This is a genomic window from Actinomadura sp. WMMB 499 (assembly GCF_008824145.1).
Taxonomy (GTDB): Bacteria; Actinomycetota; Actinomycetes; order Streptosporangiales; family Streptosporangiaceae; genus Spirillospora.
On record NZ_CP044407.1, the window covers coordinates 8,088,714 to 8,104,082 of the forward strand.

The following is a 15,369-nucleotide window of genomic DNA, read 5'->3' on the forward strand; positions in this document are numbered from 1 at the left end:
CGCGGGCACCCGGACCGCCCCGGTCCGTTCGCACGTCCTCCCGCCTGGTAGATCTACCGTGCCGCACGGAGCGGCGACGCAGGAGCGGGAGGGACCCGATGAAGATCGGCTGGAAGCTGCACGGCGACGGGCGGACGCCGCCGCCGGGCGAGATCGTCCGTCCGGACGAGCGCCTGTCCTGGCCGCGCACCGCCGGGATCGGCGCCCAGCACGTGGTGGCGATGTTCGGGGCGACGTTCGTGTTCCCCGTGCTGATGGGCCTCGACCCCAACCTCGCGATCATGATGTCGGGGTTCGCGACGGTCCTGTTCCTGCTGATCGTGAAGGGCAAGGTGCCGAGCTACCTCGGCAGCAGCGCCTCGTTCGTCGGCGTGGCCGCGGCGATCCGGGCGGGCGGCGGCGACAGCGCCACCGTCACCGGCGCGATCCTCGTCACCGGCGCCGTCCTGCTGCTGGTCGGCGTCGCCGTGCACCTGCTGGGCGGCGAGCTGATCCACCGGATCTTCCCGCCCGCGGTGACGGGCGCGGTCGTCATGCTGATCGGCTTCAACCTCGCGCCCGTCGTCGCCGACACCTACTGGCCGCAGGACCAGTGGGTCGCCCTCGCGACGCTGTGCTTCGCCGTCCTGTGCACGGTCCTGCTGCGCGGGTTCTGGGCGCGCATCGCGATCCTCCTCGCCCTGGTGTTCGGGTTCGCCCTGTCCTGGTTCCTGGACGTCCTCGCCGGGCCCGTCACCTCGGTGCTGCCGGGCCGGAACCTGCTGGACGCCGCGGGCCGCCCGTGCGCGTCCGAGGGCCCGTACTGCGTCGCCACCCCGTTCGCGCACGACCGCGTCGACTTCGGCGCCGTCTCGTCCGCCGACTGGTTCGGGCTCCCGACGCTGCACGCGCCCGACTTCAAGACGTCCGCGATCCTGCTGGCGCTGCCCCCGGTCATCGCGCTGATCGCGGAGAACACCGGGCACGTCAAGGCGGTGGCGGCGATGACCGGCGACGACCTGAACCCCTCGCTGGGCCGCGCCCTCGCCGCGGACGGCGTCGGCACCACCCTCGCGTCCGCGGTCGGCGGCGCGCCCACCACCACCTACGCCGAGAACATCGGCGTCATGGCCGCCACCCGCATCTACTCGACGGCCGCCTACTACATCGCGGCGCTCGTGGCGATCCTGTTCGGGCTCTGCCCCAAGTTCGGCGCGCTGGTCGCCGCCACGCCCGGCGGCGTGCTCGGCGGGATCACGGTCGTCCTGTACGGGATGATCGGCCTGCTCGGGGCGAAGATCTGGGTCGAGAACCGGGTCGACTTCGCCGATCCGGTGAACCTCGTCCCGGTCGCGGCGGCGCTGATCCTCGCGATCGGGAACGTGACGCTGACCATCACCGACGACTTCCCGCTGGGCGGCATCGCCCTCGGCACCATCGCCGTCCTGGCCGGTTACCACGCCCTGAACGCGGTGCGGCGCCCGGACGCCGCGGGCGGCGGGGTGATCGCGCCGGGAGAGAGCGAGATCGGCGGGCCGGTGCGCCGCCGCCCCGGCCAGGAGTGAGGGCCAGGAGTGAGGGCCGGTGCCGGCGGGGCTGCTCGGGGAGCGGGGGACTCAACCCCGCCGGCGGGACGACGATAGAACGCGCGGGACGGCCCGCACCCCGTAACCGGGAATCCTCCGGATACGCCGGATTTCAGGCGCCGTCCCGGTCGGGGGCGTTCCCGCCGAGCGACTCCGGCAGGTAGTTCTCCAGCGCCGCGGGCCGGAACCCGGCCTTCCTGATCTTGTCGAGGAACGCCTCGAGCTGCCCCGCGAGCCCCTTGCGGAAGTGCATCAGGATGATGTCGCCGGGCTTGAACCCCTGGCCGCCGTCGCCGCGCGCGAACCCGTTGAATCCGACGCCCGGCCCGGACGTCCCGTTGTAGTACTCGGCCGACCACATGACGAGCGCCTTCACGCCGCAGTCCTTCGCGACCCGCCGCGTCGTCTCGTTGTAGCTGCCGAACGGCGGCCGGAACAGCGTCGGCCGCCGCCCGTACTGCTTCTCGATCACGTCGGAGGACTCGCAGATCTCCTTCTTCTGCGCGGCCGGGCTGAGCGTCGCCATGTCGGGGTGCCCGATCGTGTGGTTCTCCATCGGGGAACCGGCCCGCTTCATCGCCCAGAAGTACTGGCCGTGCCCTTCGACGTACCGGGTGGTCAGGAACGTCATGATCGGAACCTTCTCCTTCCGGACGAGGTTCACGAACTCGGCGTCGTAGACGTAGCCGTCATCGATCGTCAGGAACACCACGCGTTCCTTCGTCGCGATGTCGGTGATGATCGGGGGAAGGCCGTCCGGCGCCGGTTTCGGGGGCGTCCAGGAACCGGGTTCCGGCGCCGGGAAGGTCCGGTCGGCGAGCGCCGAGGCGAGCTGCGACCGGGTGGACGGCCCGGACTCGCCGGCCTGCGCGCGCACCACGGGCCAGCCGCCCGCCGCCAGGCCGAGCACTCCCGCGGCGACCATCGCGGTCACGGGCGTCTTCCCACGCATTCGGCGCGTTCTCCGTTCGGTCGAGCAGGCATCCGGGGGCCGCCGGTGTGCTCGCGCGGCGCGGGAGCGGCGCGCGGCGAGAATCCGACGGGACATATCTGATCATGCCCGGGCGCGCGCTGCCGTAATTGCCCGATCTTCGGCGTGTATTCGACTGTCACCCGGCGGCAAGGGGGCCGCCGCCGCTCCGCCGCCCTCCGCTCGGCCGCGCGGAGGGCGGGCGGTGTCAGGCGTCGCGGCGTTCCATGACCACCAGGGCGGCGGCGAGCAGGACGACCGTGTAGATCGCGAAGACGGCGAGGCCGGTCCACGGCGCGAGCTGGTCCGGTTGCCGGGCGGGCGCGAGGATCGCGCTGCCAGCGTTCGACGGCAGGTACTCGTTCACCGTCGCGCCCCAGGATCCCGGCAGGAAGCCGCCCGCGATGCCGAGGACGAAAAGGGCCACGAACACCAGCACGATCGATCCCGCCGTGTGCCGCAGCAGCGTCCCGAGCGCCAGCGCCATGACCGCGATCAGCATCAGCCAGACCCCGCCGCCGACGACCGCCCGCAGGACGCCCGGGTCGCCGATCGAGCCGTCCAGGCCCTTCCCGGCGAGGATGGGCTGCGCGACGAAGAACGACGCGAACGTCACCGCGACGCCGACGGCCAGCACGACCAGGGCCAGGACGAGCGTCTTGGCCGCGAGGTAGTGGGCGCGGCGGGGGACGGAGGTCAGCGCGGTCCGGATCATGCCGGTGGAGTACTCGGCCGTGATCACCAGCACCCCGAGGGCGCCGAACACCACCATCGCGAAGTAGAACGCGACCTGGATCGGCGTCATCGGCGTGAACGTGGCCCGCTCGGTGTCGGTCATCTGGTCGAAGGTCGCGCTGAACGCCAGCGCCCACAGCGCCGTGAACCCGATGAGGACGACGGCCCCGGCGAGCAGCGTCCAGAACGTCGACTTGACCGTGCGGATCTTCGTCCACTCGGCCGCGAGGACGTGGCCGAACTTCACCCGGTGGGCGCTCCGTCCGGGCGGGGCGGCGCGGTGCGCGGGCGCGGCCGTCATGCCGGGGGCTCCGGACGCGGCCCGGGCCGCGGTTCCGGAAGGGGCTCGGTCACGGCGGCGTGGTACTCGACGGCGTCCCCGGTCAGCCGCATGAACGCGTCCTCCAGCGACGGCCGGACCAGCGCCAGCTCGTGCACCCGCAGCGCGTGGTCGGCGGCGAGATCACCGACCTGCGCGGTCGTCGCGCCGTGCACCAGCAGCGACCCGTCCGGTCCGTCCTCGACCCGCCGCCCGCCGGACGCCAGCAGCCGGGCGAGCTCACCGAGCTGCGGCGACCGGACGCGGACGTGCCCGGCGGCGTTCTGGTCGATGAACTCCCGCATCCCGGTGTCGGCGAGGATCCGGCCGCGCCCGATCACCACGAGATGGTCGGCGGTGAGCGCCATCTCCGACATGAGGTGGCTCGACACGAACACCGTCCGGCCCTCCCGCGCGAGCCGCCGCATCAGGGTCCGGATCCACCGGATGCCCTCCGGGTCGAGGCCGTTGGCGGGCTCGTCGAACATCAGCACGCCCGGGTCGCCGAGCAGCGCGCCCGCGATCCCGAGCCGCTGCCCCATCCCGAGCGAGAAGCCCCGGACGGGCCGCCGCGCGACGTCCCGCAGCCCGACCAGGTCCAGGACCTCCTCCACCCGCCGCCGGGCGATGCCGTTGCTCTGCGCGAGGCACCGCAGGTGGTTGTAGGCGCTGCGGCCGCCGTGCACGTCCGTGGCGTCCAGCAGCGCCCCGACCTCGCGCAGCGGCGCGCCGAGGGAGCGGTAGTGGACGCCGTTCACGGTGACGTCCCCGGCGGTCGGGCGGTCGAGGCCGAGGACCATCCGCATCGTCGTCGACTTCCCCGCCCCGTTCGGGCCGAGGAACCCGGTGACGCGGCCGGGCGCGACGGTGAACGAGGCGTGGTCGACGGCGATGGTGGTGCCGTACCGCTTCGTCAGCCCCCGCGCCTCGATCACCTTCGGCTGATACCGAACCGTGCGGCCCGGAAACGGCGGCGGCGGGCACCCGGGGGTGAATTTCACCGCCGGATTGCCCGCCGTTTCAGTCTCCGGTCAGCTGACCGAGACCAGGTCGACCACGAAGATCAGCGTCTCGCCGGGCTTGATGGCCGGGCTGGGGCTGCGGTCGCCGTAGGCCAGGTGCGGCGGGATGACGAGCTTGCGGCGCCCGCCCACCTTCATGCCGGGGATGCCCATGTCCCAGCCCTTGATCATGCGGCCGGCGCCGAGGTCGAAGTCCAGCGTGGAGCCGCGGTTCCAGGACGCGTCGAACTCCTCGCCGGTGGACCAGGACACCCCGACGTAGTGCATCGCCACGTGCGAGCCCTTGGTGGCCTCCGGGCCGTCGCCCACGGTGATGTCGGTGATGTCGAGCATGGAGGGCGGCTGACCCTCGGGGAAGTCGATCTCGGGGCGTTCAAGCGCCATGAACGGGCTCCAGCGTGTCGTCGGATGGAACGGTCGATCGGATGAAAGGGATCAGCCTACCGACCGGGGCGGGGCCGGTGCGCGAGATCGGTGCCGTCGAGCCGCAGGTCGGACCGGTGCCGGGTGCCGTCCGCGGCGAAGTGGGCCGCCTCCCGGACGCTCCAGCCGTCCCAGGCGTCCGCGAACTCGGGGCCGTCGCGGTCCAGGACGCGGGAACGGCGCAGCTCGCGCGGCGCCTCGATCCACACGCGGTACGCGGCGGGCGACCCCGACCACGCCGCGCCGACCCCCTCGGCGAGCAGGACGGGCGCGGGCGGGATCGTCTCCGGCGGCCCGTGGCCGCCGCGGCGCCAGGAGAAGCGGCGCAGGACCGCCGGGCGCGCCTCCCGCAGCGGCGCCAGCACCGCCCGCTCGAACGGCTCCCACCAGGTCAGCGGGTCGGCGTCCCACGGCACCCGGAAGTCGTCCGACCGGACCACCGGCGCGCCCGCCAGCGCCTCCGCCAGCCGGCGCGCGAACGTCGACTTGCCCGCGCCGCTCGGCCCGTCGACCGCGACGAGCCGCACCGGCCCGCAGGACGGCTCCAGGGCGAGCAGGCGCGCGGCGAGCGCCGGGTAGGTGGTCGCGGATTCCGGCATGGACGGCATACTTCCAGGTGTCCGGCCACCGACCGGGAGAAGGGGCGAGGATGGAGCTTTTCGGCGGGACGGGCGGCCCGGTGCGGGTCGGCGGCCGGGAACTGGCGCGCGCGGAACTGCTGCGGCGCGCGTCGGCGGTCGCCGCCCGGATCGGGGGCGCGGGCGCGGTCGCCGTGCACGCCGACGCGTCGGTGGAGACGGTCGTCGCCGTCGCCGGCGGGATCCTCGCGGGCGTCCCGGTGGTGCCGCTGCCGCCCGACTCGGGCCCGGACGAGCGCGCCCACATCCTCGGCGACTCCGGCGCGGAGCTGCTGCTCGCCGCCCGCGGCGCCGTGCCCCCCGGCGGCGCGCTCCCGGGCGGCGGGCCGCCGCTCGTCCCCGTGGACGACCTGGCGGGCGGCGAGGTCACGGGAACGCCCGCGCCGGACGCGACCGCGCTCGTCCTCTACACCAGCGGGACGACCGGCGCGCCGAAGGGCGTGCCGATCTCCCGGGGCGCGATCGCCGCCGGTCTCGACGCGCTCGCCGACGCGTGGGCGTGGACCCCGGACGACGTCCTCGTCCACGGGCTCCCGCTGTTCCACGTGCACGGCCTCGTGCTCGGCGTGCTCGGCGCGCTGCGCACCGGTTCGCCGCTCGTCCACACCGGGCGCCCGCGCCCCGAGGCGTACGCGGCCGCCGCCCGCGACGACGGCGGCACGCTGTTCTTCGGCGTCCCGACCGTCTGGTCGCGGACGGTCGCCGACGCCGCGGCGGCCGAGGCGCTCCGGGGCGCCCGCCTGCTCGTCTCCGGGAGCGCCCCGCTGCCCGTGCCCGTCTTCGAGCGGCTCGAGAGCCTTACCGGGCACCGCCCCGTCGAGCGGTACGGCATGACCGAGACGCTCATCACGGTCAGCGCGCGCGCCGACGGCGAACGGCATCCGGGATACGTCGGCACGCCGCTGCCGGGCGTCGAGACCCGGCTGCGGGCCGAGGACGGGACCCCCGTCCCGTCCGACGGCGAGACCCCCGGCGAGCTGCACGTCCGCGCCCCGCAGCTGTTCCGGGGCTACCTGAACCGCCCGGAGGCCACCGCCGCGTCGTTCACCGCCGACGGCTGGTTCCGCACCGGCGACATCGCCGCCGTCGAGCCGGACGGACGGCACCGCATCGTCGGCCGCGCCTCCACCGACCTGATCAAGAGCGGGGGCTACCGGATCGGCGCCGGGGAGATCGAGGACGCGCTCCTGGCGCACCCGGCCGTGCGGGAGGCCGCGGTGGTCGGCACCCCGCACGCCGACCTCGGCGAGCAGGTCACCGCCTACGTGGTCGCCGACGGCGTGGACGAGCGGCGGCTCGTCGACTTCGTCGCCGAACGCCTCTCGGCGCACAAGCGGCCCCGCACCGTCCACCTGGTCGACGGGCTCCCGCGCAACGCCATGGGCAAGGTGGTGAAGACCCGGCTCGGCGACCTCGAAGCCTGATCCGGGGGCCGGACCGGAGCGCCCTGACCCGGGTCAGGGCAGCAGCGCCGGGAGCAGCGGGCGGACGAGGTCGCGGGCGCGGGACTCGGGCGGGTCCGGGCCGTCGGAGCCCTCCGCGAAGTAGCGCACCGCTGCTGCTGAAGCCGATGCTCAAGCACGCGTTCGCCGACATGCGCCGCGCCGAGGACGTCGTCCGCGCGTCCGGGCTCGACTGGACGATCGTCCGCCCGCCGCGGCTCACCGATGGGGCGGGCAAGGGCCGCTACCGCGCCGCGGTCGACCGCAACGTCCTCGGCGGCTTCACCCTCGCCCGCGCCGACCTCGGCCTCGCGCTGCTCGACCACGCCGCCGACCCGGCCTCGGTCCGGCGCGTCGTCAGCGTCGGCGGCTGAGCCGGAACGGCCGAGCCGGAAGAGGGGACGGGCCGGGCGGATGACAAGCGTCATGCGGATCGGCTGACAGACGCCGGTAGAAGCGGTGACGGCCGCTTCTACCGGCGGGGCGGCGCCCTCGCGACGCTGGACGCATGCACAGCGATCCAGTGATCCGCGTAGACGGGCTGCGGCAGCGGTACGGCGACCACGAGGCCGTCGCCGGGATCTCGTTCACGGTCGGGGAGGGCGAGCTGTTCGCGCTCCTCGGGACCAACGGGGCCGGCAAGACCACCACCATGGAGGCCATCGAGGGCTTCCGCCCGGTCCACGCGGGCAGCGTCCGGGTCCTCGGCCGCGACCCGCACCGCGAGCGCCGCGCCGTCCGCCCGCAGATCGGGATCATGCTGCAGGAGGGCGGTTTCTGGGGCGACCTCACGGTCGCCGAGACGGCCGGCCACTGGCGCGCGTTCACCCCCGCCGCGCGGCCCGCCGCCGAGGTGCTCGACCTCGTGGGCCTGGACGACAAGGCGCGGGTGAAGGTCAGGCAGCTGTCGGGCGGGCAGAAGCGCCGCCTCGACCTCGCGCTCGCGCTCCTCGCCCGTCCCCGGGTCCTGTTCCTGGACGAGCCCACCACCGGCATGGACCCCGAAGCCCGGCACACCACCTGGCGGATCGTCCGGGACCTGGTGGCGGACGGCACCACGGTGCTGCTGACCACGCACTACCTGGAGGAGGCCGAGCGGCTCGCCGACCGGCTGGCGATCATGCACCGGGGAATGATCGAGCAGAGCGGCACGGTCGCCGAGGTCGTCGCGGGGCACGGCGACCGGATCAGCTTCCAGATGCCCGAGCGGATCCAGGTGGGCGAACTCCCCGCGCTCGACGGCGCCGTCCCGCAGATCGCCGTGGACGGCGGCCGCGCCACCGCCACCTACACCGTGAACGGCGTGGGCCTCCAGGCCGGCCTGTACGGGCTGCTGCGGTGGGCGGACGACAACCGCGTCGCCCTCGACGGCCTGCAGGCCCGCAGCGCGTCCCTCGAGGACGTCTTCCTCCGCACCGCCACCGAAGGAGCCGCCCGATGAGCGCCCCCGCCGCCCGCCGGGCCGCGACCGTCCTCCCGTCCGCCTCGCCCCGCGCCCTCGTGCGCGTCGCGCGGTTCGACGCCGTCCTGCTGTACCGCAACCGCACCGCGCTGTTCACCGTCTTCGGCCTGCCGGTGCTGTTCATCGCGATGCTGGTCCCGGTACGCGGCCAGGACATCGACGGCGTGGACGGCGCCCTCCTGCAGGGCACCGGCCACCTCGCGTTCTTCCTCGTCTTCGCGATCTTCATGAACCTGGTGAACGTGTTCACCGCCCGCCGCGAGGACCTCACCCTCAAGCGGCTGCGGGGCACGGCCCTGTCGGACGCCGAGATCCGCGGCGGCGGCGTCCTCACCGCGGCCGCGGCGTACACCGCGCAGGCCCTCCTCCTGCTCGTCGTGCTCGGCACGGCCTTCGGCGGCCGCTTCCCCGCCGACCCGCTGCTGCTGCTCGCCGGGCTCGCCGGGGGCGTCGCGCTCTTCGCCCTGCTGGCGTTCGCGGTCTCCGGGCTCACCCCGAGCGCCGAGCTCGCCCAGCTCACCGTTCTGCCGATCATGTTCGGATGCATGGCGGGCGGCGGGGTGATGTTCCCGCTGGACGCCCTCCCCGACGCCCTGGCCACCGCCTGCCGCTGGCTGCCGCTGACCCCGGTCGTCGAGATCACCCGCACCGCCTACTTCGGGCAGGACTTCACGGGCGCCTCCGGGCACGCGGCCCTGAGCTTCACCGAGGGCTGGGCGGCGTGCGTCCGGCCGTTCGCCGTCCTCGCCTTCTGGATCGTCCTCGGCCGCGCGGCGGCCAGACGCTGGTTCCGCTGGGAGCCGCGCCGCGCTTGAACGGGCGGATACCGTACTCGGGGGAGGGGGAACAGGAACATGGCGGTCGCCACGAAGGCCGAACTCGAAGAGCAGAACGCCCTGCGGCTGGAGCGCTACCGCAAGGTGACGCAGCGGTCCTTCATGATGGCCGGCGTCGCGTTCATCGCGGTCGGGCTGGGGGCGCTGGGGCCCTCCTACAGCTCCGGCGACATCGGGATGCCCGTCGTCGTGCTCGCCCTCGCCGGCCTCGGCCTGCTGCTGTGGTTCTACCTGCGGCTCGTCCGGACGGGCCTGGACGGCGGGGCGATGCGCCGCGACATCGTCCTCAGCGGCGCGGTGACCGCCGGGCTGAGCGCGATGATCCTCACCAACCCGATCTGGTGCGTCATCCCGGCGTTCTGGGTGTCGGCGGTGGTGCTGTCCCCGGTGACCCGCCGGCAGATCGCGGCGGTGTGCGCCGGGACGGCGGCCTTCTGCGCGATCCTCGCCACGGTCTCGGCCGAACGCAACTTCGACGGCGGCGGGGACGTGGCCTGGTTCACGATGCTGCCCGTCTTCTTCACGATCTTCCTGGTGAGCTGCCTGACCGTCGCGTGGGTCAACCGGTACCAGCGCCGCATGTGGGACATGCACCTGGAGGCCCACGCCGCCCGCGACGCCGTCGCCCGGCTCGCCGTCACCGAGGAGCGGGTCCGCTTCTCCCGCGACCTGCACGACCTGCTCGGGCACAGCCTCTCGCTGATCGCGGTGAAGAGCGAGCTGGCGATGCGGATGGCCGAGAGCGACCCGGCCCGCGCGGGCGCCGAGATGGCCGACGTCCGCACCGCCGCCCGGGAGGCGCTGCGGGAGGTGCGGGCCGCCGTCCGCGGCTACCGGGCCGTCGAGCTGGACGCCGAGCTCGCGGGGGTGCGCGCGGTGCTGGAGGCGGCCGGGATCCGCTGCGACGCGGCCGACCCCCCGGCGGACCTGCCGTCCGAGGTCGGTTCCGTGCTCGCCTGGGTGATCCGCGAGGGCGCCACCAACGTGATCAAGCACAGCGACGCCCGCCGCTGCGCGGTCGCCCTGACGGTCTATGGTCATGCCGTGGTCCTGGAGATGCGCAACGACGGCGTCCGCGGGCGGAACACCGAACCCGCCGGGTCGGGCCTGACCGGCCTCGAGGAGCGGGTCGCCGTCCTCGGCGGCGAGATCACCGCCGGCCGGCACGGCCGCGACGGCTTCCTGCTGCGGGCGGTCGTCCCGCTGCCCGCCGAGGAGGACGGCGACGGCCGGGCGGAGGCGCCCGTCCGGGCCGGCGGGAGGGAGCGGTGATCCGGGTCCTGCTGGCCGACGACGAGCACCTCATCCGGGGCGCCGTCGCCGCGCTGCTCGGCCTCGACCCCGACCTCGAGATCGTCGCCGAGGTCGGCCGCGGCGACGAGGTCGCGGCGGCCGTCGCCGCGCACGACCCCGACGTCGCCGTCCTCGACATCGAGATGCCCGGCGCCGACGGCCTGACCGTCGCCGAGGAGCTGCGCGCGGCCGGAGCCCGCTGCGCGGTGTGCATCCTCACCAGCTTCGGCCGCCCCGGCTACCTGCGCCGCGCGATGGCCGCCGGGGTCCGCGGGTTCGTCCCGAAGGACGCCCCCACCCAGGAGCTGGCCGCCGCGATCCGCAAGGTCCACGCCGGCGGGCGCTTCCTGGACGCCGAACTGGCCGCCGCCGCGATGGAGGCCGGCGACAACCCCCTCACCGAACGCGAACGCGAGATCCTCCGCCAGATCGCCGCGGGCGCCGACACGTCCGCCATCGCCGCCCGCCTGCACCTCACCGAGGGCACCGTCCGCAACTACCTGTCGTCCGCGATGAGCAAGCTGGGCGGCTCCACCCGCCTCGCCGCGGTCCAGGCGGCCCAGGGCATGGGCTGGATCTGACCACGCCCTTCGACCGGTGCGTGCTGCCCGCGCATGCGGGGAACCGGGACCGGATTGACTAGCCTTGTGGCGTGACTGAGCCACTGGTCGAACGCATGCGGGAATTCGGCGAGACGATCTTCGCTGAGATGTCGGCCCTGGCGGTTCGGACGGGCGCGATCAATCTGGGCCAAGGCTTCCCGGACACCTCGGGCCCGGCGGACATGCTGGATATCGCCGTCGAAGCCATCCGGTCAGGGGCGAACCAGTACCCGCCCGGCCCCGGAACGAGCGAACTCCGGGAGGCGGTGGCGGCGCAGAAGCTCGAGCGGTACGGGCTGTCGTACGACCCGGCGACCGAGGTGTTCGTCACCGTTGGCGCGACCGAGGGCATCGCGGCGTCCGTCCTCGCCCTCGCCGAACCGGGCGACGAGGTGATCGTCTTCGAGCCGTACTACGACTCCTACGCGGCCGTCGTCGCGCTGGCCGGGGCCGTCCGCAGGCCCGTCACGCTGCGGCCCGCCGAGGGCCGGTTCACCTTCGACCCGGACGAGCTGCGCGCCGCCGTCACCCCGCGCACCCGGCTGATCCTGGTCAACTCCCCGCACAACCCCTGCGGGACCGTCTTCACCCGCAGCGAACTGGCGGAGATCGCCGCGGTCTGCCGCGAGCACGACCTGGTCGCCGTCACCGACGAGGTGTACGAGTACCTGACGTTCGACGACGCCGAGCACGTCCCGCTCGCCACTCTCGACGGGATGCGGGAACGGACCGTCTCGGTGTCGTCGGTCGGCAAGTCCTTCTCCGTCACCGGCTGGAAGACCGGCTGGGTGACGGCGCCCGCGCCGTTCGTCCGGGCCGTGCAGTCGGTGAAGCAGTTCCTCACCTTCGCGGTCAGCGCCCCCTACCAGCGGGCCGCCGCGTACGCGCTGCGCGAGGAGCTCCCGTGGGCGGAGGAGCTGCGCAAGTCGCTGCAGGGCAAGCGCGACCGCCTGGTCACCGGGCTGGCGGCCGCCGGCTTCGACGTCTACCGGCCGCAGGGCACGTACTTCGTGCAGGCCGACATCCGGCCCCTCGGCTTCACCGACGGCATGGAGCTGGCGCGGGCGCTTCCCGAGCGGGCGGGCGTCGTCGCGATCCCGACCCAGGTCTTCTACGACCACGAGGCCGCGGGCGCCCACTTTGTCCGGTTCGCGTTCTGCAAGAAGGACGAGGTCATCGACGCGGCCGTCGAACGGCTCGCCGGTCTCCGCTGACGGGGGCGACACGGACGCGACACGGGCGCGACACGGGCGCTCACGGGGAGTATCCGGATCGGCGCCCATGGTGGACGGCGGAGGTTATAGCCTTCCCTTCGTGTCCGGATTGACGATTCCCAGGCCCCAGTTCCCCGAGGACGACGGCGGCGCCGACCCCCGGCTCTGCGAGGCGCTCACCGGGTACGCGGCGGGACGGGTCGGGCAGCACACCGTGCTGCGGCGGCTGCAGGCCGCCCGGCTGCTGGTGCCCGTCGTCGCGGTCCTGACCGAGGAGGAGGACGTCGCCCCCGGGGAGTTGCGGCGGGAGAAGTCCAGCGACATGGCGCTGCCGCTGCTCACCGGCGAGGACGGGCGCCGCGGGGTGCTCGGGTTCACCTGCACGGAGACGATGCGGGCGTGGCGGGCGGACGCGCGGCCGGTGGCGGTGCCCGCCGGGCAGGCGTGCCGGGCGGTCCTCGACGAGAACGCCGACGCGCTCGTGGTCGACGTGGCGGGCCCCGTCCCGTTCGCCGTCGACGGGCTGCGGCTGCACCTGCTGGCCGAGGGGCGGCCCGTCCCGGCGCCGCACGAGGACCCCGACGTCCTCGCCGCCGTCGAGGCCGCGTTCGGCTCGGACGAGGCCGTCGCGGGGGTCCGCGTCACCGAGGGGACGTCCGCCGAGCTGGCCGTCCGGTTCACCGTGAACGCCGGGCACGACGAGCGCCGCATCGTCCAGCGGGTCTCGGACCGGCTCGCGGAGGTGCTGCGCGGCCGGATCGTCGGCGGGGTCGAGCTGAGCGTCGTCCGCCGCGGATAACCGTTCGACGCCCGTCCCGGTCGTCGCCATCCTGGGGCGATGCACGACGGAATCGACATCGACGCCTTCATCGGCGACGGCTACCTCAAGATCGGCGGGGCGTTCCCGCGCGAGCTCGCCGACGCGGGCCGCGAGATCCTCTGGCGCGACACCGGCGCCGATCCCGAAGACCGGACGACCTGGAAGCGGCCCGTCGTCCGGCTCGGCGGCTACGCGCAGGAGCCGTTCCGCGCCGCCGCGAACACCCCGCGCCTGCACTCCGCGTACGACGCGCTGGCCGGCGAGGGCGGCTGGGCGCCGATCGGCGGCCTGGGCACGTTCCCGGTGCGGTTCCCCAGCCCGGACGAGCCCGGCGACGACGGCTGGCACATCGACGCGAGTTTCCCCGGCGACGATCCCGCCGACTTCATGGACGCCCGCGTCAACGTCGCGTCCAAGGGCCGCGCGCTGCTCATGCTGTTCCTGTTCTCCGACGTCGGCGAGGACGACGCGCCCACCCGCATCCGCGTCGGCTCGCACCTGGACGTCCCGCCGATCCTGGCACCCGCGGGCGAGGGCGGCGTGGCGTTCATGGACCTCGCGGGCCGCGCCGTCCCGGCCACCGAGCACCGCCCGCTCGCGCTCGCGACCGGCCGCGCGGGCGACGTCTACCTGTGCCACCCGTTCCTGGTGCACGCCGCCCAGCCGCACCGGGGCACGGAGCCGAAGTTCATGGCGCAGCCGCCGCTCCTCCCGGCGGGCCCGGTCCGGGAGGACTCGCCCGTCGCGGCCGCGATCCGCCGCGGCCTGGCGGGCTGAGCGGGCCCGTCCCGTCTCAGGACGTGGACGCCGGTCTCGGGAAGGGGCCCGGCGCCCATAGGATTCAGGGCATGCTGCGCTGGTTGACCGCGGGGGAGTCCCATGGCCCGGCCCTCACCGCGATCGTGGAGGGCCTCCCGGCCGGTGTGCGCGTGACCTCGGCGGACATCGCCGAGGACCTGCGCCGCCGGCGGCTCGGGCACGGGCGGGGCGCCCGGATGAAGTTCGAGCAGGACGAGGTGCGGATCCTCGGCGGGGTCCGGCACGGGGCGACGCTCGGTGGCCCCGTCGCGATCGAGGTCGGCAACACCGAGTGGCCCAAGTGGGAGACGGTGATGTCCGCCGATCCCGTGGACGCCGACGTGCTCGCGGCGCAGGCGCGGAACGCGCCGCTGTCGCAGCCCCGGCCCGGCCACGCCGACCTCGTCGGCATGCAGAAGTACGGCTTCGACGACGCCCGTCCCGTCCTGGAGCGGGCGAGCGCGCGGGAGACCGCGGCGCGGGTCGCGCTCGGGACGGTCGCGAAGGCGTTCCTCAAACAGGCGCTCGGCGTGGACGTGCTGAGCCACGTGATCGCGCTCGGCGAGGTCGCGGCGCCGGACGGCGTCCTGCCCGAGCCCGGCGACCTGGCGGCGGTCGACGCAAGCCCGGTGCGGTGCTTCGACGACGCCGCGTCCGCGGCGATGGTCGCGCACATCGACGAGGTGAAGAAGGCCGGCGACACCCTCGGCGGCGTCGTGGAGGTGCTGGCCTACGGCCTGCCGCCCGGCCTCGGCAGCCACGTGCACTGGGACCGGCGGCTGGACTCCCGGCTGGCCGGGATCCTGATGGGCATCCAGGCGATCAAGGGCGTGGAGCTCGGCGACGGGTTCACCACCGCGCGGCGGCGCGGGTCGGGCGCGCACGACGAGATCGAGGGCACGGGCGCGGGGATCCGGCGGCGGACGAACCGGGCGGGCGGCGTCGAGGGCGGCATGACGACCGGCGAGCCGTTGCGCGTCCGCGCCGCGATGAAGCCGATCTCGACGGTGCCGCGCCGCCTCGACACCATCGACGTGAAGACCGGCGGGCCCGCCAAGGCGATCAACCAGCGCAGCGACGTGACCGCGGTGCCGGCCGCCGGGGTGGTCGCCGAGGCGATGGTGGCGCTGGTGCTGGCCGACGCGGCGGTGGAGAAGTTCGGCGGCGACTCCGCCGAGGAGACCGCCCGCAACCTGCGCGGATACCTGTCCTCCCTGGCCATCAAGTGAA

At 74.4% G+C, this 15,369-nt stretch carries 16 protein-coding genes; 11 read left to right on the forward strand and 5 right to left on the reverse strand.

What is annotated here, in order from left to right; genetic code table 11:
• Window positions 1–98: 98 nt before the first annotated feature.
• Window positions 99–1,544, forward strand: coding sequence for a uracil-xanthine permease family protein (locus F7P10_RS36845; protein WP_151016670.1), 1,446 nt, complete (start codon window positions 99–101; stop codon window positions 1,542–1,544).
• 133 nt (window positions 1,545–1,677) lie between these two features.
• Here F7P10_RS36845 and F7P10_RS36850 read toward each other — a convergent pair whose 3' ends face one another.
• From F7P10_RS36850 to F7P10_RS36870, 5 genes are all read right to left on the reverse strand, one after another.
• The gene (locus F7P10_RS36850; protein WP_254716840.1) at window positions 1,678–2,490 is read right to left on the reverse strand and encodes a polysaccharide deacetylase family protein; all 813 of its coding nucleotides are present in this window, start codon (window positions 2,488–2,490) and stop codon (window positions 1,678–1,680) included.
• 253 nt (window positions 2,491–2,743) lie between these two features.
• Window positions 2,744–3,571, reverse strand: a complete 828-nt coding sequence (locus tag F7P10_RS36855) for an ABC transporter permease (RefSeq protein ID WP_151016672.1) — start codon at window positions 3,569–3,571, stop codon at window positions 2,744–2,746.
• A complete protein-coding gene (locus F7P10_RS36860; protein ID WP_151016673.1) occupies window positions 3,568–4,524 on the reverse strand; it encodes an ABC transporter ATP-binding protein in 957 nt (318 codons plus the stop codon). Before F7P10_RS36860 ends, F7P10_RS36855 begins: the two co-directional genes overlap by 4 nt.
• A 96-nt stretch (window positions 4,525–4,620) precedes the next feature.
• A complete protein-coding gene (locus F7P10_RS36865) occupies window positions 4,621–4,995 on the reverse strand; it encodes an FKBP-type peptidyl-prolyl cis-trans isomerase (RefSeq protein ID WP_151016674.1) in 375 nt (124 codons plus the stop codon).
• Between the two features lie 56 nt (window positions 4,996–5,051).
• Entirely contained in the window at window positions 5,052–5,633 is a 582-nt protein-coding gene (locus tag F7P10_RS36870) for a uridine kinase (RefSeq protein WP_151016675.1), read from the reverse strand.
• A 50-nt stretch (window positions 5,634–5,683) separates the two neighbouring features.
• Here F7P10_RS36870 and F7P10_RS36875 point away from each other — a divergent pair, with 50 nt between their 5' ends.
• From F7P10_RS36875 to aroC, 10 genes are all read left to right on the forward strand, one after another.
• Window positions 5,684–7,096 carry an acyl-CoA synthetase gene (locus F7P10_RS36875; protein WP_151016676.1) on the forward strand — a complete coding sequence of 471 codons (1,413 nt, stop codon included), beginning with the start codon at window positions 5,684–5,686 and terminating at the stop codon, window positions 7,094–7,096.
• A 146-nt stretch (window positions 7,097–7,242) separates the two neighbouring features.
• Window positions 7,243–7,488, forward strand: coding sequence for an NAD(P)-dependent oxidoreductase (locus tag F7P10_RS36880; protein WP_151016677.1), 246 nt, complete (start codon window positions 7,243–7,245; stop codon window positions 7,486–7,488).
• A gap of 134 nt (window positions 7,489–7,622) precedes the next feature.
• Window positions 7,623–8,555: an ABC transporter ATP-binding protein gene (locus tag F7P10_RS36885; protein WP_151016678.1), complete on the forward strand. Its 933-nt coding sequence runs from the start codon at window positions 7,623–7,625 to the stop codon at window positions 8,553–8,555.
• Window positions 8,552–9,391, forward strand: coding sequence for an ABC transporter permease (locus tag F7P10_RS36890; protein WP_151016679.1), 840 nt, complete (start codon window positions 8,552–8,554; stop codon window positions 9,389–9,391). The genes F7P10_RS36885 and F7P10_RS36890 overlap by 4 nt, the downstream gene beginning before the upstream one ends.
• A gap of 39 nt (window positions 9,392–9,430) precedes the next feature.
• Entirely contained in the window at window positions 9,431–10,684 is a 1,254-nt protein-coding gene (locus F7P10_RS36895) for a sensor histidine kinase (RefSeq protein ID WP_218040240.1), read from the forward strand.
• Entirely contained in the window at window positions 10,681–11,286 is a 606-nt protein-coding gene (locus F7P10_RS36900; protein WP_151016680.1) for a response regulator transcription factor, read from the forward strand. The genes F7P10_RS36895 and F7P10_RS36900 overlap by 4 nt, the downstream gene beginning before the upstream one ends.
• 71 nt (window positions 11,287–11,357) lie before the next feature.
• Window positions 11,358–12,521, forward strand: a complete 1,164-nt coding sequence (locus tag F7P10_RS36905) for a pyridoxal phosphate-dependent aminotransferase (RefSeq protein ID WP_151016681.1) — start codon at window positions 11,358–11,360, stop codon at window positions 12,519–12,521.
• A gap of 100 nt (window positions 12,522–12,621) precedes the next feature.
• Window positions 12,622–13,320, forward strand: a complete 699-nt coding sequence (locus F7P10_RS36910) for an SseB family protein (protein WP_151016682.1) — start codon at window positions 12,622–12,624, stop codon at window positions 13,318–13,320.
• A gap of 39 nt (window positions 13,321–13,359) precedes the next feature.
• Window positions 13,360–14,118 carry a phytanoyl-CoA dioxygenase family protein gene (locus F7P10_RS36915; protein ID WP_151016683.1) on the forward strand — a complete coding sequence of 253 codons (759 nt, stop codon included), beginning with the start codon at window positions 13,360–13,362 and terminating at the stop codon, window positions 14,116–14,118.
• 71 nt (window positions 14,119–14,189) lie between these two features.
• On the forward strand, window positions 14,190–15,368 hold the full coding sequence (aroC, locus tag F7P10_RS36920) for a chorismate synthase (RefSeq protein WP_151016684.1): 1,179 nt from the start codon (window positions 14,190–14,192) through the stop codon (window positions 15,366–15,368).
• The last annotated feature ends 1 nt before the right edge of the window (window position 15,369 follow it).

Bases quoted from the DNA above. Each gene is read 5' to 3' on its own strand.
- F7P10_RS36845 (WP_151016670.1), top strand. From the start codon at position 99: ATGAAGATCGGCTGGAAGCTGCACGGCGACGGGCGGACGCCGCCGCCG.
- F7P10_RS36850 (WP_254716840.1), bottom strand. From the start codon at position 2,490: ATGGTCGCCGCGGGAGTGCTCGGCCTGGCGGCGGGCGGCTGGCCCGTG.
- F7P10_RS36855 (WP_151016672.1), bottom strand. From the start codon at position 3,571: ATGACGGCCGCGCCCGCGCACCGCGCCGCCCCGCCCGGACGGAGCGCC.
- F7P10_RS36865 (WP_151016674.1), bottom strand. From the start codon at position 4,995: ATGGCGCTTGAACGCCCCGAGATCGACTTCCCCGAGGGTCAGCCGCCC.
- F7P10_RS36870 (WP_151016675.1), bottom strand. From the start codon at position 5,633: ATGCCGGAATCCGCGACCACCTACCCGGCGCTCGCCGCGCGCCTGCTC.
- F7P10_RS36875 (WP_151016676.1), top strand. From the start codon at position 5,684: ATGGAGCTTTTCGGCGGGACGGGCGGCCCGGTGCGGGTCGGCGGCCGG.
- F7P10_RS36880 (WP_151016677.1), top strand. From the start codon at position 7,243: ATGCTCAAGCACGCGTTCGCCGACATGCGCCGCGCCGAGGACGTCGTC.
- F7P10_RS36885 (WP_151016678.1), top strand. From the start codon at position 7,623: ATGCACAGCGATCCAGTGATCCGCGTAGACGGGCTGCGGCAGCGGTAC.
- F7P10_RS36890 (WP_151016679.1), top strand. From the start codon at position 8,552: ATGAGCGCCCCCGCCGCCCGCCGGGCCGCGACCGTCCTCCCGTCCGCC.
- F7P10_RS36895 (WP_218040240.1), top strand. From the start codon at position 9,431: ATGGCGGTCGCCACGAAGGCCGAACTCGAAGAGCAGAACGCCCTGCGG.
- F7P10_RS36915 (WP_151016683.1), top strand. From the start codon at position 13,360: ATGCACGACGGAATCGACATCGACGCCTTCATCGGCGACGGCTACCTC.
- aroC (WP_151016684.1), top strand. From the start codon at position 14,190: ATGCTGCGCTGGTTGACCGCGGGGGAGTCCCATGGCCCGGCCCTCACC.